The following is a 21716-nucleotide window of genomic DNA, read 5'->3' on the forward strand; positions in this document are numbered from 1 at the left end:
CCTTGACAAAATCGGTACGCAGTCCTGCTTTCCTCAACATCCACTTGTGCAACTCTAACAAGGTTTTTTGCGGAATCGTATTCTATGCGAAAATCGCCGAACCCGACTGATACGGACTCCGCGTGATAGGCCATCCCTCCGGGGGGAATATCGTCCGTGTACAGGCTTCGATCGACAAATTTTGGCGGAGTGAGAACTCGTGGTTTCCAACTCACGGCAGGCGCAAATCCGTCTATGTACTGCAAGCGGCCGTCGGAGACATCAATCTCGATAGAAAGTGTATCAAAAGCTAGCATTCCCCCGCCGAAGACATCTGGAGCACGATCGAGGAAAATAAAAGAATGCTCTGTTGTTCGGTAGACAAGCCGTCCTCTCGTTGGCTCTACGTCGTCGCCAGGTCTTATCACGATAGCCTTCACCTCCTCAACCAGTAGTGGTCAATTAGTTCTGCGTTTTGTTTCTAGGCAAGGTAAAGGGCAATCTCGTAGAGCCGATTCCGCAGCAAGTCGAGTTCCTCATTAGGGCCGCGCGGGTAAGTGCCGTTGGTGTAGATGAGGACGTCGTTGAAACTTCCCATCCCTCTATACATGTGAAGAATCTTCCTTGATGCTTCACTGACGTCTGCGGAACTGTTTGAGGCCTTGACTTCCTCGAGTAGGGCTTGAAACGCTTTGGCCCAGGATGCGTCTCTTGCGTCGACAAAAAGCTTCTCCAGCGCCGAAAGCGTTTCGAGCATCGCTTCAACACTCATGTGAGTGACGAAGCGCCGAGAACTTCCACGCCATCGGAAAGCGACGGCTTGCCAATTGGGGTGGAGCTTCCGCCAAAAACTGCTCAAATGATCCCGTTTCATTTCCTGTCCCGCAACTGCCTGCTTTTGATACTTTATGCAAAGTCACTCGCGAACTAGGTCTTGCCATTCGCTGGGGTCGACTTTCAAGGCTACTCCAAGCTGCTCTACCTTATCTACTACGCGTCTCGGCAATGGTATCTCTAATTCATCCAGCTCGTAGGCTATCTGCTCGAGGCACACTTTGAACTCTTCGTGCTCCACATACTCACGGATATATTTCTCCTGCTGTGGCTTCACATAGTCCTTGATTTCGTCGATTAACCACAGGAGTTCACGCGTGTAGAATCTGTAGATTGTTCCTTCTCCCTTCCTGTCAACTTATCAGAAATTTAGTAATTGTACCTCACGCGGTGAGGCTCATCCAGAACGTTTTAAATGGTCGGTGAGAATGCTTGTCACCAGGGAGCTTGTCACCAGGGATTTTGCTGCGCTTAGCTGGGTTGTGAAGAGGCCTCTGTGTCTCCTTCTGGCGAGGCATAGAGGACCGGTTCGAGGCCGTGTCGACCCCATCTTTCCTGGACGCTCGCGAGGGCCTCGAACTCGGAGAAGAGCGTGACGATCAAGGGGAGAGCTGGGCGGTCCGAGGAGTGGCCTTCCGCAATCGGCTCGCTCCAGATCTTTCCGGTGCGCTGGAGGGAGCCGGCGAAAAGCTCCGTCTCCGCCTCGGGTCGGTCGCGCAGGAGATGTTCTGACTCCATTACCGCGAGGAAGATGCCTGAGCCGACGTCTTGTTTTCCGAGGTCGCTCAGGCATGCATCGAAAGCGTTCGCGTCGCCGTCGCCGTCGTACGGCAGCTGCAAGGCGGCGGAGATCTGATCGAAGACACGTGCGATGTCCGGCATCGCTCGGCCGCGCAGGAGTCGACTGGTGAAGCCGCGGCGCTCGTATTCGGCGACGAGACTTCCGGCCGCACCAGGTGTGTCATGGACAAAGCGGAAGGAAAAGCCAGGCTTATCAAGGGTGTCCCATGACAGGGCGCGAGGTGCTTGAATTGTTCCGAAAGGGTTGAACGGAGTCGCCGGGTCCGCGATCAGATTGCTCCAGATCGTCGCAGGGAGTTCTAGCTTCTGGGTCGTATCGACGATGACGTCTAACACCCAAGCGTCAACGGTTCGGTAAAGGTCGTTCAGCCCGAGAGCGATCTGCTCGAGGCAGAGTCTGTACTGATCGTTGTCGAGAGAGACCCGGGCGGATCGAGCGCGCGGTCCGGGGATTACGTGCTGTGTGGCGGCGAGGACGAGCTCAAGGTCCCGGGCGATCTGTTGCTGTTGTTCTGCATTCAGGCGCATAATTTCTCTCTGGTGAGTTGACGGGTTTGCGTGGTGGCTAGCTACTGTCGCATCGACGTCGCGCTTTTGATCGGCGGTCGTGTCGTAGTGAGTGCCGGTCCTTATTGGGGTAGATAAGCCGGAGGTCGACGATCCTTCTCGCTGTTGGTGCCCATTGCATTGAGGCTTATGCAAAATCCCCTCGCACGCCCAGCGAACAAGCCTCTGACCAGGGCTTTTGTGAAGCCCTACCCGGATTTTGCATAAACCTCATTCTCGCTGTTGGTGCCCATTGCACCGTTTTCGGAGAACCGATACGCCGTCGTAATCTGGGGTAGCCCTTTCCGCGCGATTCTCAGACGAATTCTAGACGGGTCCAACTCGACGACGAGTATCACTTCGGAAGGATCGGTCCGAGATCGTTCGCAAATACTCCTATGGGCTGCCCGGCGCGGGACGGTTCGCGTCCACCCATTCACAGCAAACGAGTATTCGAGTCGGTTGACGTCGATGGCGATCTTGCCTTGACGGTCATATACATTCGCATGCGCGGACTGGTCTCCTTTGACAAGGCGCTTACACCTCGTGGTCCGGAATCGGTAACTGAATGAGGTCTATTTGCTGCTCTGCCCATTGACGTATTACCTCGCCATACTGTTCGACGGGAGAGAAAAGGGTAACGATGAACGGTTTGGCGTCTCTGTCCCATTCTTGTGCTTCATTTATCGGAGTTGACCATATCCGGCCCGCGCGGCGTAAGCTGTCGGCCAAGAATTCGAAGACGTCGGGTGGCGATTCGCTGAGTAGCAGGTGCGCGTCCGTGAGCGTCATGCAGACTCCTTTTCCGACTTCCTGATCGCCGAGATCACTGATGCACTCGTCAAAGGCATTTCGATTGTACCCAAAGTAGTACGGAAACTGCATTCCAGCGGCGAATTCATCGTAAAGGGCGTTTTCGGACAGCATCTTATTTCCTCGAAGTCTTTTTGAAAAGTAGCCTTCTTTCTTATGGTGGTCGGTCAACTTTTGACCGAAGTCTGCGCCGGCGTTGATGAAATAGGTCTGGAACTGGGGGTCAGGTCCTAAAGACCATGGTGTTGGACAATTCATTGGGGCCCTCTCATGATGAAGAATTTATGGTAATGATCTCTGGTGTAGTAAGCGCTGCCGTCATCACCCGTTACTAAGCGGGGACTTGGTCGTTTTTGTCCTGGTATCTTTGGCTCTAATTCATATTCCTTATATGCTATTGGTCTGCCGTCGGCTGTCGATGTTGGAAGACGCTCGCGCCCTGGTTCCGGACGGTTGTGCCACGGTTGACCACCCTTAATGTTAGGGAATTTCTCACCAGTTGTGTCGAGCCGCTCCAAGAGTTGCACTGGTTTCTCGGGTATCGGACCCTGGAGAAATTCAGACCGAGCGGGCGCAGGGCGCGGATCGAGTTCGCCGAGTGCCTCTCGGGCGTGTGACACATCTGACTCAAGGGCTCCTGCGGCGCGAGCTCCGGCTCCGGCGAGGCCGTGTCCGAGGAGTGGTCCGCCGGCTCCCATGGCGGCGCCGGAGAGTGCGCCGCCGCCGGTGGCTTGGAGGAAGCCGTCGAGGGTGTGGGGTCCGGGTCCGGTGGCGTAGGCGTACGCGTCGCCGGAAGCGCCGGACGCGGCGCCGGAGGCGGCTTCGGTGGCGACTGCGGCTTTGAGGCCGTTGATCCCGGCGGCGCCGAGGCGGGCTGCCATGAGGCCGCTGCCGAGGCCGCCGGTGACCGCCATGAGCGCGGTTTGTCCCCAGTTGACGGAGCCTGTGGTGGCTTTTTGGACGATGACGTCGATTCCGGCGCCGACGAGGGCGGCACCGAGGGGGCCGCCGACTCCGGTGAACATCAGGGCGCCGCCGGCGAGAGCCATGGCGCCGCCGGCGATGTACTCCCAGTTGTCCGCCAGGAAGTCCCCGGCGGCGGCGAAGGCCCCGTTGTGGCCGTCGCGGTAGGCCTGGAGTTGCGCGTCGCTGACGGGGCTGAGACCTGCGGGGTCGAGCGCGTGTACCGGATCGTTGCCCGCGAAGGAGTAGGGGTTCCCGGACCAGGCCGCATCTTAGGTTTGCGGAGGGGAGCGGCCGAGGGGAAGCCGTGGGGAGCGGCGTCCTGGGCTTGGTGGTTCGGCAATTCCAGGCCGGCGGGCGGTGGTCACAAGCTGTCTCTGAAGAGCGGATCAATGATCCACAGGTCTGCAACGACATCGCCTTGGAATCCAAGTGCAGCGCCGTCGCAGAATCGAACAGCGGTTTTTGATGGTTTGACTCCCTTGCGCGCTAAACGAAGCAGATTCTTATTTGCATCGTATTCGGGAAAAAATTTCCCGGCTCCTGCCGCGAATTCTTCCATTGGGTATGCAGCACCGGTCATGGGTATAATGTCCGAGTATAAACTCCGATCGAGTAGATCCGGCATCAAAAGAGATCGTGGTCGCCAACCCCCCATTGATAGGTATCCCTCCGGGTATTGCAGCCTCCCGTCTTCACTGTCTATTTCTATCACAAGAGTGGAAAGCACCAGCATCGATCCGGAATCGAGATCGGTCTGTCGATTCTCAAAAGCGAATGAATGATCCTCCCCGATGTAGACGATCGAGCCACTTATTGGCTTGCTCTCTGGTCCAATGGCGATCATTTTTTTGACCCGCTTGTGTATAGGTAGTGGACGATTAACTTGTTCTTCTTGTCTACTACCAATTCCCAGTTGCCCGAGCTTCCATTGAAGCCCCCGGGTGCAACAAATTTGGTCATCCTAGGGTTTATGTCCGGCACTTTAGTACCGCCTTCCACAATTTGTTGCATTACGAGGCGTTGTTCATTGTATGGCCGATCAAAGTCGCCGTTGTTTTTCAACTTTGTTGAATATTTGAGTATGGATTTGCTCAGCGTGTATTCGAAGAGATCGGGCTTGGGAGTAAGGCGGGATATTGCGCGGGAGAGTCCCCCACCGAGTGCTCCGCCTGCGGCGCCGAGTGCTCCGCCGGCGAAGGCTCCGTCGGCGGTGGCTGCGACGAATTCGCCTGCGGTGTGGGGTCCTGGGCTGGTGGCGTAGGCGTAGGCGCTTCCGGCCCCGCCGCCGGAGGCGCCTGCTGCCGCGTTGACGGCGAGGGTTGCTTGTGCTCCCTTGATGCCGAGGGCGCCGAGGCGTGCGGCTGCGAGTCCGCCGCCGACTCCGCCTGCTACGGCGGTGAGGGCGGTTTGTGTCCAGTCGACGGAGCCTGTGGTGGCTTTTTGGATGATGGCGTCGGCTCCGGCGCCGATGAGGCCGAGGCCGATGGGTCCGCCGATTCCGGTGTACATCAGGAAGCCGCCGGCGATGATCAGCCCGGCGCCAGCAAAGTACTCCGCGTTTTGTGCGAACCAGTCCCCGGCGGCGGCGAAGGCTCCGTTGTGGCCGTCGCGGTAGGCCTGGAGTTGCGCGTCGCTGACCGGGCTCAAACCCGCAGGGTCGAGCGCGTGCACGGGGTCGTTGCCCGCGAAGGAGTAGGGGTTCCCGGACCAGGCCGCGCCCCACACGGGCGCCACAGGGTCGGTGGAGAGGAACCCCCGCGTCGAGGGGTCGTAGGCGCGTCGCCCCATCCATTCCAGTCCGGCGAAGGTGAGGGCGCCGCCGGGGGTGAGTCCGACGCCGTCCGCGACGGTGGTCGCGGCCGACGGGTTCCACGGGTCTCGTGTGCTGGTCGAGCGTTCGCTGCGCCAGCCCGGGTCGGTCCACTGGTCGCCGATGCCGGTGACTCCACCGGGCGTGCGCAGGACGGGGGAGTCGCCAATAGCGAGGAGGTCGGGGGCTCCGCTCGCGTCGTCCCACCACACGTCGGCGCCCTGCACGGAGGCAAGTTCGCCGAGCACGTCCACCCATAGCGACGTCGTGCTCGGCGCGGAACCCGGGTGCGACTGAGAGACCGACGCCAGGTTGCCAGTCGCAGACCAGGCGTACGTCCGCTCCGAACCATCGGAGGACACTTCGCGGATGCGGCGACCGAGCCCGTCGTGCACATACTCGACCCGCGAGCCGTCGCTGGATGCCGTCGCGACCAGTTGACCGCCAGCGTCGTAGTGCCTCGTGCGGGTGATCCCGCCTTCGCGCTCGTGCACGAGTCGTCCGGCCGCGTCGAAGGTCCACTCGATGGGGTCGCCGGAGTCCGGGATCGCGGCCACGAGTTGGTGCGCTTCGTCGTAGCGGTAGGCGACGGACCCGTCCGGACCGCTCACCCCCACGAGACGTCCCTCCGTGTCGCGCTGGAGTCTGGTGGCGGTGGTGCGCCCGCCGCCGCTTCGCCGGTGCTCGACGAGTGCGCCGTCGCGGAAGAGCCACTCCTGGGCCTGCCCGCCCGCGGAGGACCGGACGAGGCGGCCCGAGCTGTCGTGGGTGAACGTGGCGCGACCGAGGCGCGGATGCGTGATGGCGGTGACGAGTCCGCGGACGTCACGCTCGTACTCGGTGCGCTGTCCGTTGGGGTGGACGACGGCGGTACGGGAACCGTCGGCGTCGTACTCCCACGAGACGCCGCTGCCGCCGCGGCGACGCTCAATGAGCTGACCGCGGCGATTCCAGCGCAGCTCGTGCTCGACCGGTCCGCCCGGCGCGGTGTGGTCGGTGACGCGGAGAGCACGGCCGCGAATATCGCGGTCGGTCTCGGAGACGACGCGACCGTCGATCAGGAAGCTCTTCTCGCGGCCGTCGGAGTCGTACTGCCGTTCCCAGCGTGATCCGTCCCGATCCCGCTGCCAGATTTGGCGGCCTGCGGCGTCGTAGCCGCCGGTCGTTGTGCGCCCGAGCGGATCGGTGGTCTCGACGGCACGGTCGGAGGCGTCGAAGCGCCGGCGGGTGACGCCTCCCATCGGGTCGATGATGACCGTATTGCGACCGCGCTCGTCGTACTCGAAGCGGGTGACGCCTCCGACCCCGTCGACGGCCTCGACCAACTGGCCCGCGGCGTCGTAGCGGAACCGGCGCCGGCCTGTCCACGGGTCGCTCGAACGGACGACCCGCCCGAGAGCGTCGTAGGCGAATCGGGCTGTGCCCAGGCCGGGGATCGAGCGCACCAGCACGCGGCCGACGGCGTCGTACTCGATGCGCTCGACCTCGCCGGTGGGGAGGATGGTCCGCACGCGGCGCGAGTCGCGGTCGTACTCGATCGCGGTCCGTGCACCGAGTGGATCGATGACGGCGGCCGGTCGACCGCAGCGGTCGTACTCGAAGGTGGTCACGGCTCCGGTGGGGGCGACGCGCTCGATGATCCGTCCGGCAGCGTCGCGGCGCAGGACCGTGACCGAACCCTCGCCATCGACCAGCTCGACGGGTCGACCGCAGAGGTCGTAGGAGGCGAGAGCCACGGTCTCGCCCTGCTCCTCGACGCGGATCAGGCGGCCCAGGGAATCGAAGCGGGTCAACTCCTGCGCGCCGCCATCGTCGATCCGGAGGGACTGCGGTTCGTGGTGGAGGCCGCGTCGGACGCCGGTGGGATCGATGGTGGCCGTGAGGGCGCCCGTCGCGCTGTGCTCGCGGCGCCACACGCCTCCGCTGGGGTCGACCGTCTCGGTCAGCCGGGAGAGTGCGTCGTGACCGAACCGCCAGGACGAACCGTCCGGCAGGATCGTCTCGCTGACGAGGCCGACGTCGTCGAGGACGCGGGTCACGGCACGGCCGAGTGGGTCGACTGTTCGGACCGGGGCACCGTGCTCGCCGTGTTCGATGGTGGTGCGCCCGCCGAGCGGATCGACGACGGCGACCCTGCGCCCGACGGCGTCGTACTCGTAGCGCCAGGTCGCCCCAAGGGCATCGCGCGTCGAGACGAGTCGCCCGGCCGCGTCGTAGCGGAACTGGGAGACCGCTCCCGACGGGGTGATCGCGGCGATGACCCGGCCTGCCTCGTCGCGCTCCAGCCGGGCGCTGGCTCCGTCGGCGTCGGTCGTGGCGATGAGGTCGCCGTACTGGTCGTAGGAGAAGCGCAGGCGGACGCCGACCGGATCGACGATCTCGGTGAGCAGGCCGTCGAACCAGGTGAGGATCGTGTGCCCGCCCTCGGGGTCGACGACGAGGCTCGGGTTCCGGTCGGACTCTCGTGCGTACTCGTAGGTGGTCACCGCGCCGGACTCGGCGACCACTGCGGTGACGCGGTCGTGCTGGTCCCAGCCCACGGTCACGTCGGCGCGGGAGGGGGTGACCGTGCGGATGCGGCGCCCGCGGTCGTCATACGCGTGCGCTGTCGTCGCTCCGTCGCGCTCGATGGCGGAGAGGATGTTGCCGTGCCTGTCGAGGGTCATCGACTGGCGGCGGCCCGTGGGGTCGAGCACCCCGACCAGCCGGCCGCGGGTGTCCGAGATCCAGCTGTTGCTGCGGGAGCCGTCCTCGTCGGAGGCGACGGTGATCCGGCCGGGGAGATACGCGAAGCGGGTTGTGCGACCGAAGTGAGAGGTCTGCGCGATGACGCGGCGCCGCGAGTCGTAGCGGTTCTGAACCTCGGCGACGCCCGCCACATCGCTGACGGTCGTGAGGAGCCCCGCATCGCTCCAGCCGTAGCGGCGGGTTCCCGCGAGGCCGGTCGCCGCGATCAGGGCATCGCCCTCGTACTCGAAGACGACGCGCCGTCCGTCCGAGGCTTCCAGGGCGATGATCCGCTCGCCCTCCCAGATCACGTCGATACGGCGGCCCCGCTCGTGCTGGAGGGCGCTGAGGCGGCCCTCGGCGTCGCGCTCCCCGCCCACCCGTGTGCCTGGGCCGTTACTCGACGCACGCCAGAGCCCGGTCGCCGAGAACTCCCAGCGGCCGCCGGCGTTGTCGGAGACGAGGAGGGCGTCGCTGATCCGCTCAAGCCAGAGGTTCTCGCCGTCGGCTCGGTCCCAGCCGTCCCCCAGCCGCGGGAACACGGTCTCGCGACCATCGGCGAGCACCAGCGTCGCGCCGTCGTCCTCCAGGCGAAGACGCACCTCGGCGTCGGAGGACCAGCCGCGCCCGAAGGCGCCGACCCGTTCATCCAGCGAGTTGTACGTGCGGGCGAAGCGCAGCGAAGCATTTCCGCCGCTGAAACCCAGGTCGACCTCGGTCTCGAGGAAGTTGCCGGTGGCGGTGTTGACGGGATCGTCGGCATAGCCGGTGGTCGGGGGAGCACCGAACGCCTGCGGAGGAGCGATGACGATGTCCTGGCGGACCAGGGAGACGCCGGCCGAGTTCAGGGCAGTGGCGAGCGCCGCGTCGGGGAGAGTCGTCACCGACCCCGCACCTCCGGCCGCAGCGAAGGCGTCGGCAATTGTGCCGGCCCAGGCAACGTCCTGGTCATTGGCGGACAACCACTGCTGGAAGCCAGCGACCACAGTGTCGGCCGAAAGTCCGCCCCACTGGCAGGACGCGGCGAACTCTTCCAGCCAACCCCGCACCGACGCGAGCTTCCCGCGCAACTCCTCGTTTGCCGTCCCCGACGACGCGGCGAAAGAGCGCAGGTCTTCCGGGCGGGCCGAAGTCGTACCACCGCCCGTGCCGCCGCTGCCGGGGAACGGATTCTGCCGAGCGCCACTCGTCGACGGCTCCACACTGAGAGACAACGGCGTGGCAGGCGGACCCACGGGCGGCTCCTCCTCGCCGAAGAGGCCATCGTGCATCTGCTCGAGGACGTTGCGCGCATCCTGCTTGCGCTTCCACTCCCGAGCGATCAAGCGCCGCTTCTGCTCGGCGAGCGCCTCGCGCGCCAACTGCTGCACGGCGTCCGCGACCTCGCGGAGGCGGACCACGAGCTCGTCCGAGTCGGACTTCGCGACCCGTGCGTTCTCGGCGAACACCTGGGCGAACAGCCCGCGGAACTCGGCGCTTGCCGCCGAGACGAGGGCAGCGCGCGAGGCTGCCTGCGCCTCGATCGCGGCGGCGGCCGAGATGGCCGAGCCGGTCAGTTGCTCGGCGGTCGCATGACTGAAGCGGACGTTGTCCTCGATCGCACCCAGATCTGCCACAGTGACTCCTCCTGCACCCGGCGCTGAGACCGGTGCTCGAAGCACGAGCGGGAGCCGGCGCCCTGCTCCCGCTGTGCCCAGGGGCAGAGGCGGGTCGGATCGGCCGAGGAGCGCACCGAGGAAGGCTCGCCAACGCTAACCAGGCGAGCGTGCAGGAGGCGGAGATTGGCGCTTCGCTGGCGCGGATCGTCGGGGGCCGCGTGGTCGGGGGAGGCAGCGGCCAGAACCCTCTGCCGCAGCGGGCTCTTCGACTACACTCGACGGGTCAGCCGGACCGGCCGATATCGCCGCGCCCGCGTACCGGGCTGGCGGGCGCAGACTTCCACCGAAACGGATTTTCCTTCGCATGGCCTCTACCACCGACATCAAGAACGGCACCGTCCTCAACATCGACGGCCAGCTCTGGAACGTCATCGACTTCCAGCACGTCAAGCCGGGCAAGGGTGGCGCCTTCGTCCGCACCAAGATGAAGAATGTGCTGACCGGCAAGGTCGTCGATAAGACGTTCAACGCGGGCGCGAAGATCGACACGGCGAACGTCGACCGCCGCGAGTTCCAGTACCTCTACCGCGACGGCGCGGACTTCGTGTTCATGGACACCTCCGACTACGACCAGATCACCGTCCCCGAGGCGGTCGTCGGCGACGCGGCGAACTTCATGCTCGAAAACCAGAATGTGACGCTTGCGCTGCACGACGGCGACCCGCTGTACATCGACCTCCCCGCCTCCGTCGTGCTCGAGATCACCTACACCGAGCCCGGTCTGCAGGGCGATCGCTCGACCGGTGGCACCAAGCCGGCGACCGTCGAGACCGGCTACCAGATCCAGGTCCCGCTCTTCCTCGAGCAGGGCACGAAGGTCAAGGTCGACACCCGCACGGGTGACTACCTCGGCCGCGTCAGCTGAGCCGGGCTGTCCGTGAGTGCTCGCACGAAGGCGCGCAAGCGTGCCCTCGACATCCTCTACAACGCCGACGTCCGGCAGATCCCCTTCTCGGAGTCCCTGCGGGCTGAAGCGGAGCGCGCGGTGAACGAGCCGGCGCGCGAAGCCTCCTGGCTGTACGCCCGCGAGATCGTCGATGGCGTCATCGACCACGCCGATGAGATCGACGGGCTGATCGCGCAGCTCTCGAAGGGGTGGACCCTCGCGCGCATGCCGCTCGTTGACCGGGCGATCCTGCGGATCGGTGTCTGGGAGATTCTGCACAACGACGAGGTCCCAGACGGCGTCGCCATTTCGGAAGCGGTGGAGGCGGCGACGGCGCTGTCGACCGACGACTCCGCAGGCTTCATCAACGGCCTGCTCGCCTCCGTCGCAGAGACCCGCGCTACGGCCTGACCTGCGGCCGGGTCGCGCCGGGCGGCTCCGGTGCGGCCCTATACTCGGGACGGCTTTTCCTTTAACAGCCGTCCAGTGAGGCGGGGAAGGAGGTCGGTGTGACGGCACGTCTTGTGCTGAACGGCGCTGACATCACGCGTGCGCTCACGCGCATCGCTCACGAGATCCTCGAATCGAACCGGGGCGCCGCGTCGCTGGTCATCCTCGGGATCCCTACCCGCGGTGTTGCCCTCGCGCAGCGCATCGCCGAGGCAATCGCGCGGATCGAGCCCGACGCGGATCGGGTCTTCGCTGGGTCCCTCGACGTGACGATGTACCGCGACGACCTCGCCCGGAATCCCGTCCGCACCCCCGCGCGCACCGCCGTCCCGGCGAGCATCGACGGCCGCACCGTGGTCCTCGTCGATGATGTCCTCTTCTCGGGTCGGACCATCCGCGCCGCCCTCGACGCACTGAGTGACATTGGCCGTCCGCGGGCCGTCCGGTTGGCGGCGCTGGTCGACCGCGGTCACCGCGAGCTGCCGATCCGCGCCGACTTCGTGGGCAAGAACCTGCCGAGCAGCCTGAGCGAGCGGATCAACGTGCGCCTGGTCGAGACGGACGGCGAGGACCTGGTCGCGATCGAGTCAGGCGACGAGGAGGCCACCCGGTGAAGCACCTACTCTCGACCCGCGACCTCGATCGCGCAAGCGCGATCGCCCTCCTCGACATCGCAGAGGACATGGCCGACGTGCAGAACCGCGAGGTCAAAAAGCTGCCGACTCTGCGCGGGAAGACGGTCGTCAACCTCTTCTTCGAGGACTCCACGCGCACCCGCATCTCGTTCGAGGCCGCGGCAAAGCGGCTGTCGGCCGACGTGATCAATTTCAGCGCGAAGGGCTCGAGCGTCTCGAAGGGCGAGAGCCTGAAGGATACGGCGCAGACGCTCGCGGCGATGGGCGCAGACGGGGTCGTCATTCGCCACAGCGCCTCCGGAGCCCCCGCGGTGCTGGCGGCGAGCGGCTGGATCGAGGCGTCAATCCTGAACGCGGGCGACGGCACGCACGAGCACCCCACGCAGGCGCTCCTGGATGCGTTCACCATTCGCCGCCGCCTGCACGGCGCCGCAGCCTCGCGCGGGAAGAGCCTGGATGGAGTCGCGGTCACGATCGTCGGTGACATCCTGCACTCGCGGGTGGCGCGCTCGAACGTGTGGCTGCTGACGGCCCTCGGCGCCGAGGTGACTCTGGTCGCGCCGCCGACCCTGGTGCCGGTGGACACCCGCGCCTGGCCGGCGACCATCCGCTTCGACCTCGACGAGGCTATCGACGCGGGCCTGCCCGACGTCGTGATGCTGTTGCGCATTCAGTTGGAGCGGATGTCGAGCGGCTTTTTCCCCACGGGGCGCGAGTACGCGCGCATCTGGGGGCTTGACGACGAGCGGCTGGCCCGCCTGGGTCCGGATACCATCGTCATGCACCCGGGGCCCATGAACAGGGGCGTCGAGATCTCGTCGGCCGCCGCCGATTCGAGCCGCTCGACGGTGCTGGAACAGGTCAGCAACGGAGTGTCCGTCCGGATGGCCGCGCTCTACCTGCTGCTGTCCGGCGAACGGGAGGTTTACCGATGAGCACTGCGCCGACACCGAGCACTGCGCCCACACAGAGCACTGCGTCGACACAGCGGTACCTGATCTCGGGGGCGACGCTCGCCGACGAGTCGACCGCTGACCTGCTGATCGACCGGGGCGTGATCGTGGAGATCGGTGCGGACCTCGATTCGAGCGGCGCCAGCGTGATCGACGCCGACGGCCTGCTCGCGCTCCCCGGCCTGGTCGACCTGCACACCCATCTGCGCGAGCCTGGCTTCGAGCAGAGCGAGACGATTCTCACCGGCACTCGTGCGGCCGCGGCCGGCGGGTTCACCGCCGTGTTCGCGATGGCCAACACCTCGCCGGTGCAGGACACGGCCGGTGTGGTGGAGCAGGTGCAGAGCCTGGGCGAGGACGCCGGCTACGCGACCGTTCGCCCGATCGGCGCGGTCACCGTGGGCCTGGCGGGGGAGTCGCTCGCCGAGCTCGGCGCGATGGCCCGCAGCCGCGCGGCGGTGCGGGTCTTTTCAGACGACGGGAAGTGCGTCTCGGACGCCCTGCTGATGCGTCGCGCGCTCGAGTACGTGAAGGCGTTCGACGGAGTCGTCGCCCAGCACGCGCAGGAGCCGCGGCTGAGTGTCGGCGCGCAGATGAACGAGGGCGCCGTCTCGAGCGCCCTCGGACTCCAGGGGTGGCCGGCCGTTGCGGAGGAGGCGATCATCGCCCGCGACGTGCTGCTCGCCGAGCACGTGGGCTCGCGTCTGCACATCTGCCACGTCTCCACCGCCGGCTCGGTCGACGTCCTCCGCTGGGCGAAGGGGCGCGGGATCGACGTGACCGCCGAGGTCACTCCGCACCACCTGCTGCTCACCGAGCAGGCGGTCGCAGGCCAGGAGGGGCCGAGCTACGACGCCCGGTTCAAGGTCAACCCGCCGCTGCGCCGCGACGAGGACGTGCTCGCCCTGCGGGAAGCGCTCGCGGACGGGACGATCGACATCGTCGCGACCGATCATGCCCCGCACCCGGTCGAGGCGAAAGAGTGCGAGTGGGACGCCGCCGCGTTCGGCATGGTCGGCCTCGAGAGCGCGCTGAGAGTCGTGCACGCCGCCGTCATCGAGGACGGCCGGATGAGCTGGGCCGACGTCGCGCGCGTCCTCTCCTCGGCTCCCGCTCGCATCGGCCGGCTCGACGGCTACGACCGCGGTGTGGCCGTCGGCGCCGCAGCGAACGTCGTGCTCTACGACCCGGAGGCGCGCCGACAGTTCTCGGCCGGTGACCTGCGCGGGCGCAGCGTCAACTCCCCGTATCTCGGGCGCGAGTTGCCCGGCCGCGTCGTCGCGACGCTGCACCGGGGCTACCCGACCGTGCTCGACGGCGAGCTTGTCGACGCCGCTGTCGTCGCCGCGTCCGCGAAGGCCTCCCGTGGATAGGGCCACGATCACGATCGTCATCGCCGCGGTCGTCGTCCTTGTCTTCGTCGGCATGCTGCTGTCGTGGCGCGCCCGGCGCCGCCGCTCCGCCGCTCTCGCGCCGGAGCCGGTGCCCGCCTCCGCTCTCGGCGCCGAGCTCGAGACCGTGGAACTGCCCTACGTCGCCACGACCCGATTCGAGCAGCCGCTCGAGCGGGTTGTGCTCCCTGGCCTCGGCTTTCGCGGCCGGGCGACGCTGCGCCTGCACGAGCGCGGAGTCGTGATCGCCCCCGTCGGCGAGCGCGAGACCGTGATCCCCGCGGCGCTCCTGCGCGGAGCCGGGCAGGGCAGCTACGTCATCGACCGCGTGGTCGAGGAGGGCGGTCTGCTCGTGATCTCGTGGTCGCCGCGTGGCGACGAGATTGTCGACAGCTATCTCCGCGTGGCCGAGCCGGCCCTCCGCGCGCACATGGTCGCCGAGCTGCAACGCCTCGCCGACTCCGATTCCTCCCCCTCCCGCCCCGGGCCCGCCGATGGCGGCCCCGACACGACCCAGAAGGGCTCCTAGTCCGTGCCAACGACACGCCTCAGCACCGAACCCACCGCTGTCCTCGTCCTCGAGGACGGGCGCCGATTCAGGGGTCAGACCTACGGCGCCCGAGGCCGCACCCTGGGTGAGATCGTCTTCGCGACCGGCATGACCGGCTACCAGGAGACGCTGACCGACCCGAGTTACGCCGGCCAGATCGTCGTGCAGACGGCGCCGCACATCGGCAACACGGGCACCAACGACGAGGACAGGGAGTCGCGCCGCATCTGGGTCGCCGGCTACGTCGTGCGTGATCCCTCCCGGGTCGTGTCGAACTTCCGCGCCGAGCGCTCGCTCGATGACGACCTCGAGTCCGACGGCATCGTCGGGATCTCGGGTGTCGACACTCGGGCGATCACCCGACACATCCGCTCGGCGGGGTCGATGCGCGCCGGCGTGTTCTCGGGCGAGGACCTGGCTCTCCCCGAGCAGGAGCAGCTCGCCCTGGTTCTCGGCGGTCGGCAGATGCAGGGGCTGAACCTGTCCTCCGCGGTGTCGACCGACGAGCAGTACACGGTCCCCGCGCGGGGCGAGCGCGTCGGCTCGGTCGCGGTGATCGACCTCGGTGTGAAGACCTCGACGGTGAACTACCTGTCGGAGCGCGGCTTCGACGTGCACGTCCTGCCCGAGTCGGTCACGGCGGAGCAGGTGCTCGCGCTCGACCCGTCCGCGCTGTTCTTCTCGAACGGCCCCGGCGACCCCGAAGCCTCGGACCGCCACGTCGAACTCTTGCGGACCACGCTGCGCGCCGACCTGCCCTTCTTCGGTATCTGCTTCGGCAACCAGCTTCTGGGGCGCGCGCTCGGCTTCGGCACCTACAAGCTGCCGTTCGGCCACCGTGGGATCAACCAGCCCGTGCTCGACAAGCTCACCGGCCGCGTCGAGATCACCTCGCAGAATCACGGCTTCGCTGTCGATGCGCCGATCGAGGGCGAACTCGACTCGCCCGAGGGTTTTGGCCGCGTCGAGGTCAGCCACTACTCCCTCAACGACTCGGTCGTGGAGGGGCTGCGCTGCCTCGACATCCCCGCCTTCTCGGTGCAGTACCACCCGGAGGCGGCGGCCGGCCCGCACGACTCCAACTACCTCTTCGACCGCTTCCGGGCGATGGTCGTGCAGCGCACGGCCGAGCAGGGCGGCGCGACCCCCACGACGACCACCACCACGGGAGACCAGAACTGATGCCGCGCAGGGAAGACATCCAGAGCGTCCTGGTCATCGGCTCCGGCCCGATTGTTATCGGGCAGGCCGTTGAGTTCGACTACTCCGGCACCCAGGCGTGCCGCGTGCTGCGTGCCGAGGGGGTGCGCGTGATCCTCGTCAATTCGAACCCGGCGACGATTATGACCGACCCCGACTTCGCCGACGCCACGTATGTGGAGCCCATCACTCCGAAGGCGATCGAAGCGATTATCGCCAAGGAGAGACCGGACGCGATTCTGCCGACCCTGGGCGGCCAGACCGCGCTGAACGCGGCCATCCAGTTACACGACCTCGGGATCCTCGAGAAGTACGACGTCGAGCTGATCGGCGCGAGTTTCGAGGCGATCAACCGCGGCGAGGACCGTCAGATCTTCAAGCAGCTTGTCCTCGATGCCGGTGCCGACGTCGCCAGGTCACACATCGCGCACACAGTGGAGGAAGCGATCGAGTACGCCGAGGACCTCGGCTATCCACTCGTCATTCGCCCGTCCTTCACGATGGGCGGCCTGGGCTCGGGCTTTGCATACACCCGGGAGGAACTCGTGCGGATGGTCGGCGACGGCCTGCACCAGAGCCCGACCACCGAGGTCCTCCTCGAGGAGTCGATCCTCGGCTGGAAGGAGTACGAACTCGAACTGATGCGCGACACGGCCGACAATACGGTTGTCGTCTGCTCGATCGAGAATGTCGACCCGGTCGGCGTGCATACCGGCGACTCGATCACGGTTGCCCCGGCGCTCACCCTCACCGACCGCGAGTATCAGAAGCTGCGCGACATCGGCATCCGCATCATCCGCGACGTGGGTGTCGACACCGGCGGCTGCAACATCCAGTTCGCGATCGACCCCGCCGACGGCCGGATCATCGTGATCGAGATGAACCCGCGCGTCTCCCGCTCCTCCGCCCTCGCGTCGAAGGCGACCGGCTTCCCGATCGCCAAGATCGCTGCCAAGCTCGCGATCGGCTACCGCCTCGACGAGATCCCGAACGACATCACCAAGGTGACCCCGGCGAGCTTCGAGCCGACGCTCGACTACGTGGTCGTCAAGGTGCCGCGGTTCGCGTTCGAGAAGTTCCCGGCCGCCGATAAGACGCTCACGACGACCATGAAGTCGGTCGGCGAGGCAATGGCGATCGGCCGCAACTACGCGCAGGCGCTACAGAAGGCGCTTCGCTCGCTGGAGAAGCGCGGCTCGTCGTTCCACTGGGGCACCGAGGCGCGCTCGGTCGAGGAGCTGTTGGAGATCGCGCGAACGCCCACCGACGGCCGCATCGTCACCGTGCAGCAGGCGCTGCGCCTGGGCGCGAGCGTCGAGCAGGCGTTCGAGGCGACGAAGATCGACCCGTGGTTCCTCGACCAGATCGTGCTGATCAACGAGATCGCCGAGCTGGTGCGCGAGCGCGACGGGCTGGACGCGGGGCTGCTCCGGCTGGCCAAGGACCACGGCTTCTCGGACGCGCAAATCGCCGAACTCCGCGGTCTGGACGAGGCGGAGGTGCGCAGCGTGCGCCACGCGCTCGATGTCCGCCCGGTCTATAAGACGGTCGACACCTGCGCGGGGGAGTTCCCCGCGCTCACGCCGTACCACTACTCCTCCTATGACGAGGAGACGGAGGTCGTCGCCGCCGACCGCCGCAAGGTCGTCATCCTCGGCTCCGGCCCCAACCGCATCGGACAGGGCGTCGAGTTCGACTACTCCTGCGTGCACGCCTCGTTCGCGCTCTCGGCCGCGGGCTTTGAGACGATCATGATCAACTGCAACCCCGAGACCGTCTCCACCGACTACGACACGTCCGACCGCCTCTACTTCGAACCGTTGACGCTCGAGGACGTGCTCGAGGTCATCCACGCGGAGTCGCAGTCGGGCGAGCTCGTCGGCGTGGTCGTCCAGCTGGGCGGCCAGACCGCGCTGGGCCTCGCGTCCGGGCTCGAGGCGGCCGGCGTGCCCATCCTCGGTACCACTCCCGCGAACATCGATCTCGCGGAGGAGCGTGGCGCCTTCTCGCGCATCCTCGACGAGGCGGGCCTGCTCGCTCCGCGCAACGGCACCGCCACCGACCTCGACGGCGCCCGTGCCGTGGCGGTCGAGATCGGTTACCCCGTGCTGGTCCGCCCGTCGTTCGTGCTCGGCGGCCGTGGCATGGAGATCGTCTATGGCACTCCGCAGCTCGAGGACTACTTTGAGCGGATGGCCGGCGAGGGCATCATCGACCACACGCACCCGCTCCTGGTCGACCGTTTCCTTGACGACGCGATCGAGATCGACGTCGATGCGCTCTACGACGGTGAGCAGCTCTATATCGGCGGAGTGATGGAGCACATCGAGGAGGCCGGCATCCACTCCGGCGACTCGGCCTGCACCCTGCCGCCGGTGACGCTCGGCCGCCGCCAAATCGACCAGGTTCGGGAGGCGACCCTCGCCATCGCGCAGGGCGTCGGCGTCCGTGGCCTGCTCAACGTGCAGTTCGCGATCGGCCAGGGTGTGCTCTACGTGCTGGAGGCGAACCCGCGCGCGTCCCGCACGGTGCCCTTCGTCTCGAAGGCGCTCGGTATCCCGCTCGCGAAGGCCGCCTCCCGCTTGATGGTCGGCGAGACGATCGCGGCGTTGAAGGCCGAGGGGCTCCTCCCGGAGCGCGATGGTTCCGACGTGCCGATGGACTCGCCCATCGCTGTCAAGGAGGCGGTCCTGCCGTTCAAGCGCTTCCGCACCAAGGAGGGCCAGATCGTCGACTCGCTGCTCGGACCCGAGATGCGCTCCACCGGCGAGGTGATGGGGATCGACCGTGACTTCCCGCGCGCCTTCGCGAAGAGTCAAGAGGCGGCGTACGGCGGGATGCCTGCGAGCGGCACCGTGTTCATCTCGGTCGCCGACCGCGACAAGCGCGCGATCGTGCTGCCGGCGCTGCGCCTGCGCCAGCTTGGCTTCGAGATCCTTGCGACCGAGGGCACCGCGGAGGTGCTCAACCGCAACGGCATCCAGGCCCGCGTGGTGCGCAAGTACAGCGAGACGGCCGACGACGACGCGCCCTCGATTGTCGAGTTGGTCAGCCGTGACGAGGTGGACGTCGTGATCAACACGCCGAGCGGAGGAGCGACCCGCGCCGACGGCTACGAGATCCGCGCCGCCGCGGTCGCCGCCGATAAGCCGCTGTTCACGACGATCGCGCAGCTCGCGGCGGCCGTGGCGTCGCTCGACGCGGCGAACGAGCCGTTCGACGTCACCAGCCTCCAGGACTACGCGCTGCGCCGCGCGGAGCGGACGGAGTGAGCACCGACGCGGCGGGCACCGCCTCCTTCGGCTCACGCCTTGAGGCGGCGTTCGCCGCGTACGGCCAGCTCTGCGTCGGGATCGACCCGCACGCGTTCCTGCTCGACGCGTGGGGGCTCGCCGATGATGCGGCCGGGCTCGAGAGCTTCGGTCGAAGCGTCGTCGAGGCCGCCGCGGGACGGGTCGGCATCGTGAAGCCGCAGGTCGCGTTCTTCGAACGTCACGGCTCCGCGGGCTACGCCGCGCTCGAGCGGGTGCTCGCCGATGCGCGTGCAGCCGGGTTACTTGTGATCGCCGACGCGAAACGCGGCGACATCGGAACCAGCGTGACCGCCTACGCCGAGGCGTGGCTGGCCCCGGGCTCGCCGCTCGAGGCCGACGCCATGACCGCCGCCGCCTACCACGGTCTCGGCTCGCTTCAGGGCATGCTCGCTCTGGCAGAGGAGGCGGGTAAAGGCGTCTTCGTGCTTGCGGCCACCTCGAATCCCGAGGCGCGCCCCGTGCAGCGCGCGGTGGTTCAGGACGGTGAGCGAGCAGGGACGACGGTGGCGCACGCCGTCCTCTCGGACGTGGCATTCTGGAACGAGGGACACGCGCGCTCGCCGATCGGCTCGGTCGGCGTGGTGCTCGGTGCAACACTCGCCCTGGGCGACTACGGCATCAGCACCGGTGAGCCGCTCCGGCCCGCACTCCCGGTGCTCGCGCCGGGCTTCGGCCACCAGGGCGCGGCCGTTGCGGATGCACGTCGGTTATTCGGGGCGATGAGCGCCACCACCGTCATCAGCGAGTCGCGCAGTGTCCTCGGCGCCGGTCCCACGGGGATTGCCGCCGAGATCGACCGCCGCGCCACCGACATCCAGGAGAGCCGTGTCCGCTGAAGCCGTCAGCCCCGTTCCCGGATCCGATGCGGCGCACGAGCTGTGCACGCAGGTCGTGCCCGCTGTCCGCCGCGCGTCGCCACCCGAGGTCGACCGGCGCGCCGCCTCCGAGGCCGCCGTCGCCGCCCGCCGCGCGCGCGCCGTGGTGAAGAAGGCGGTCGCCTCCGGTCACCGGCCGGCGACGTCGGTGCTTGCCGCGGCGCAGGCCGAGCCGCTCGGGATCGAGGGACGGATGCGCGTCAGCGAGCTGCTGCGGGCGGTGCCGTCCCTGGGCGTGGTCAAGACGCCCCGGGTGATGGACCAGTTGCACATCGCGGACGCGAAGCGGCTCGGCGGCCTCGGTCGGCGCCAGGTCGAGGGCCTGCGCTCCTTCCTCGAGGAGCGCGAGTCGCGCCAGCGCCGCTCGGGCCGGAATCGCCTGCTGGTGCTCGCCGGTCCGACCGCGGTCGGCAAAGGCACGGTCTCGACTTACATCCGCGAGAACTATCCCGGGGTGCTGCTCTCCGTCTCGGCGACCACCCGGGCGCCGCGGCCCGGCGAGGTGGATGGTGTGAGCTACTACTTCGTCGATGACGCCGAGTTCGACCGGATGATCGAGGCGGGGGAGTTCCTCGAGTACGCCGTCGTGCACAACGCGCACCGCTACGGCACCCCGCGAGGCCCGATCGACGCCGCGCTGGAGCAGGGCCGCCAGGTCATGCTCGAGATTGACATTCAGGGTGCGCGCCAGGTGCGCGAGCGGATGCCGGACGCGCGGCTCGTCTTCCTTCTGCCCCCCAGCTGGGACGAGTTGGTGCGCCGTCTCGTCGGCCGCGGCACCGAGAGCGCCGAGGAACAGGAGCGCCGCTTGGCAACAGCGAGGGTCGAGATGGCCGCGCAGGACGAGTTCGATGTCGCCGTCGTCAACACGACCGTGCCCGAAGCCGCCCGCGAGGTCGTAGAATTGATGTCGCCTCGTGCCGACGGCGTACCCGATCACCCGGGTCGCTGAGCCCGGGCCACCGACCATCTCCGGGCCGACTTCCCGGACACCTCAGGGCACTGCCCTCCGGCGTCCTCGTGCCATTCCGGAGCCGCAGATCGGCGCTCATGCGCCCCGCAAGGAGACCCTCATGGCCAATAACCTCGGCATCATCGACCCGCCCATCGACGAGCTGCTCTCGAAGGTCGACTCCAAGTACGCGCTGGTGATCTTCGCCTCCAAGCGTGCGCGCCAGATCAACGACTACTACGCCGACCTGCACGAGGGCAGCCTGTTCGACAACGTCGGCCCGCTGGTCGACTCCACCATTGACGACAAGCCCCTCTCGGTCGCGCTGCACGAGATCAACGAGGACAAGCTCGTCGCCCAGCCCCTCGCCGAGTAA

The 21716-nt window shown here is 66.9% G+C and carries 17 protein-coding genes; 11 read left to right on the forward strand and 6 right to left on the reverse strand.

The genetic code is table 11. The features are described from left to right. Nucleotides 1–460 precede the first annotated feature (460 nt). The 6 genes from HRF29_RS00855 to HRF29_RS00885 form a co-directional block, all read right to left on the reverse strand. Complete coding sequence (locus tag HRF29_RS00855) at nucleotides 461–751, reverse strand: DUF6966 domain-containing protein (protein ID WP_173243265.1); 291 nt, start codon at nucleotides 749–751, stop codon at nucleotides 461–463. Nucleotides 752–895: 144 nt separating this feature from the next. Next, nucleotides 896–1090 carry a hypothetical protein gene (locus HRF29_RS00860; RefSeq protein WP_173243269.1) on the reverse strand — a complete coding sequence of 65 codons (195 nt, stop codon included), beginning with the start codon at nucleotides 1088–1090 and terminating at the stop codon, nucleotides 896–898. Nucleotides 1091–1284: 194 nt separating this feature from the next. Beyond that, a complete protein-coding gene (locus tag HRF29_RS00865; RefSeq protein ID WP_173243272.1) occupies nucleotides 1285–2142 on the reverse strand; it encodes a barstar family protein in 858 nt (285 codons plus the stop codon). Nucleotides 2143–2697: 555 nt separating this feature from the next. Beyond that, nucleotides 2698–3231 carry a barstar family protein gene (locus HRF29_RS00870; protein WP_173243275.1) on the reverse strand — a complete coding sequence of 178 codons (534 nt, stop codon included), beginning with the start codon at nucleotides 3229–3231 and terminating at the stop codon, nucleotides 2698–2700. A 1069-nt stretch (nucleotides 3232–4300) separates the two neighbouring features. After that, nucleotides 4301–4783: a hypothetical protein gene (locus tag HRF29_RS00880; RefSeq protein WP_173243281.1), complete on the reverse strand. Its 483-nt coding sequence runs from the start codon at nucleotides 4781–4783 to the stop codon at nucleotides 4301–4303. Next, a complete protein-coding gene (locus HRF29_RS00885; protein ID WP_173243284.1) occupies nucleotides 4780–10092 on the reverse strand; it encodes a DUF6531 domain-containing protein in 5313 nt (1770 codons plus the stop codon). Before HRF29_RS00885 ends, HRF29_RS00880 begins: the two co-directional genes overlap by 4 nt. 346 nt (nucleotides 10093–10438) lie before the next feature. Here HRF29_RS00885 and efp point away from each other — a divergent pair, with 346 nt between their 5' ends. The 11 genes from efp (at nucleotide 10439) to rpoZ (ending at nucleotide 21716) form a co-directional block, all read left to right on the forward strand. Next, on the forward strand, nucleotides 10439–10999 hold the full coding sequence (efp, locus tag HRF29_RS00890) for an elongation factor P (RefSeq protein WP_173243287.1): 561 nt from the start codon (nucleotides 10439–10441) through the stop codon (nucleotides 10997–10999). 12 nt (nucleotides 11000–11011) lie between these two features. Continuing rightward, on the forward strand, nucleotides 11012–11431 hold the full coding sequence (nusB, locus tag HRF29_RS00895) for a transcription antitermination factor NusB (protein ID WP_173243290.1): 420 nt from the start codon (nucleotides 11012–11014) through the stop codon (nucleotides 11429–11431). 98 nt (nucleotides 11432–11529) lie between these two features. Continuing rightward, nucleotides 11530–12084: a bifunctional pyr operon transcriptional regulator/uracil phosphoribosyltransferase PyrR gene (gene pyrR / locus HRF29_RS00900; RefSeq protein WP_173243293.1), complete on the forward strand. Its 555-nt coding sequence runs from the start codon at nucleotides 11530–11532 to the stop codon at nucleotides 12082–12084. Continuing rightward, entirely contained in the window at nucleotides 12081–13040 is a 960-nt protein-coding gene (locus HRF29_RS00905; RefSeq protein WP_173243296.1) for an aspartate carbamoyltransferase catalytic subunit, read from the forward strand. The genes pyrR and HRF29_RS00905 overlap by 4 nt, the downstream gene beginning before the upstream one ends. Beyond that, on the forward strand, nucleotides 13037–14431 hold the full coding sequence (locus HRF29_RS00910; RefSeq protein ID WP_173243299.1) for a dihydroorotase: 1395 nt from the start codon (nucleotides 13037–13039) through the stop codon (nucleotides 14429–14431). The genes HRF29_RS00905 and HRF29_RS00910 overlap by 4 nt, the downstream gene beginning before the upstream one ends. After that, nucleotides 14424–14978, forward strand: a complete 555-nt coding sequence (locus HRF29_RS00915; RefSeq protein WP_173243302.1) for a PH-like domain-containing protein — start codon at nucleotides 14424–14426, stop codon at nucleotides 14976–14978. The genes HRF29_RS00910 and HRF29_RS00915 overlap by 8 nt, the downstream gene beginning before the upstream one ends. 3 nt (nucleotides 14979–14981) lie before the next feature. Beyond that, the gene (carA, locus tag HRF29_RS00920; RefSeq protein WP_173243305.1) at nucleotides 14982–16181 is read left to right on the forward strand and encodes a glutamine-hydrolyzing carbamoyl-phosphate synthase small subunit; all 1200 of its coding nucleotides are present in this window, start codon (nucleotides 14982–14984) and stop codon (nucleotides 16179–16181) included. Further along, nucleotides 16181–19471 carry a carbamoyl-phosphate synthase large subunit gene (gene carB, locus HRF29_RS00925; protein WP_173243308.1) on the forward strand — a complete coding sequence of 1097 codons (3291 nt, stop codon included), beginning with the start codon at nucleotides 16181–16183 and terminating at the stop codon, nucleotides 19469–19471. The genes carA and carB overlap by 1 nt, the downstream gene beginning before the upstream one ends. Then, nucleotides 19468–20349, forward strand: coding sequence for an orotidine-5'-phosphate decarboxylase (pyrF, locus tag HRF29_RS00930; RefSeq protein ID WP_173243311.1), 882 nt, complete (start codon nucleotides 19468–19470; stop codon nucleotides 20347–20349). The genes carB and pyrF overlap by 4 nt, the downstream gene beginning before the upstream one ends. Nucleotides 20350–20404: 55 nt before the next feature. Next, a complete protein-coding gene (gene gmk, locus HRF29_RS00935; protein WP_173245785.1) occupies nucleotides 20405–21340 on the forward strand; it encodes a guanylate kinase in 936 nt (311 codons plus the stop codon). A gap of 121 nt (nucleotides 21341–21461) precedes the next feature. Then, nucleotides 21462–21716, forward strand: coding sequence for a DNA-directed RNA polymerase subunit omega (rpoZ, locus tag HRF29_RS00940; RefSeq protein WP_055791825.1), 255 nt, complete (start codon nucleotides 21462–21464; stop codon nucleotides 21714–21716).

Origin of the sequence: Rathayibacter agropyri (assembly GCF_013249015.1) — a bacterium.
In the GTDB taxonomy this organism is placed as follows: domain Bacteria; phylum Actinomycetota; class Actinomycetes; order Actinomycetales; family Microbacteriaceae; genus Rathayibacter; species Rathayibacter agropyri.

Coding starts and splice junctions, on each gene's coding strand:
- HRF29_RS00855 (WP_173243265.1), bottom strand. CDS start 751: ATGAGTGTTGAAGCGATGCTCGAAACGCTTTCGGCGCTGGAGAAGCTT.
- HRF29_RS00865 (WP_173243272.1), bottom strand. CDS start 2,142: ATGCGCCTGAATGCAGAACAACAGCAACAGATCGCCCGGGACCTTGAG.
- HRF29_RS00870 (WP_173243275.1), bottom strand. CDS start 3,231: ATGAATTGTCCAACACCATGGTCTTTAGGACCTGACCCCCAGTTCCAG.
- HRF29_RS00880 (WP_173243281.1), bottom strand. CDS start 4,783: ATGATCGCCATTGGACCAGAGAGCAAGCCAATAAGTGGCTCGATCGTC.
- efp (WP_173243287.1), top strand. CDS start 10,439: ATGGCCTCTACCACCGACATCAAGAACGGCACCGTCCTCAACATCGAC.
- HRF29_RS00910 (WP_173243299.1), top strand. CDS start 13,037: ATGAGCACTGCGCCGACACCGAGCACTGCGCCCACACAGAGCACTGCG.
- carB (WP_173243308.1), top strand. CDS start 16,181: ATGCCGCGCAGGGAAGACATCCAGAGCGTCCTGGTCATCGGCTCCGGC.
- rpoZ (WP_055791825.1), top strand. CDS start 21,462: ATGGCCAATAACCTCGGCATCATCGACCCGCCCATCGACGAGCTGCTC.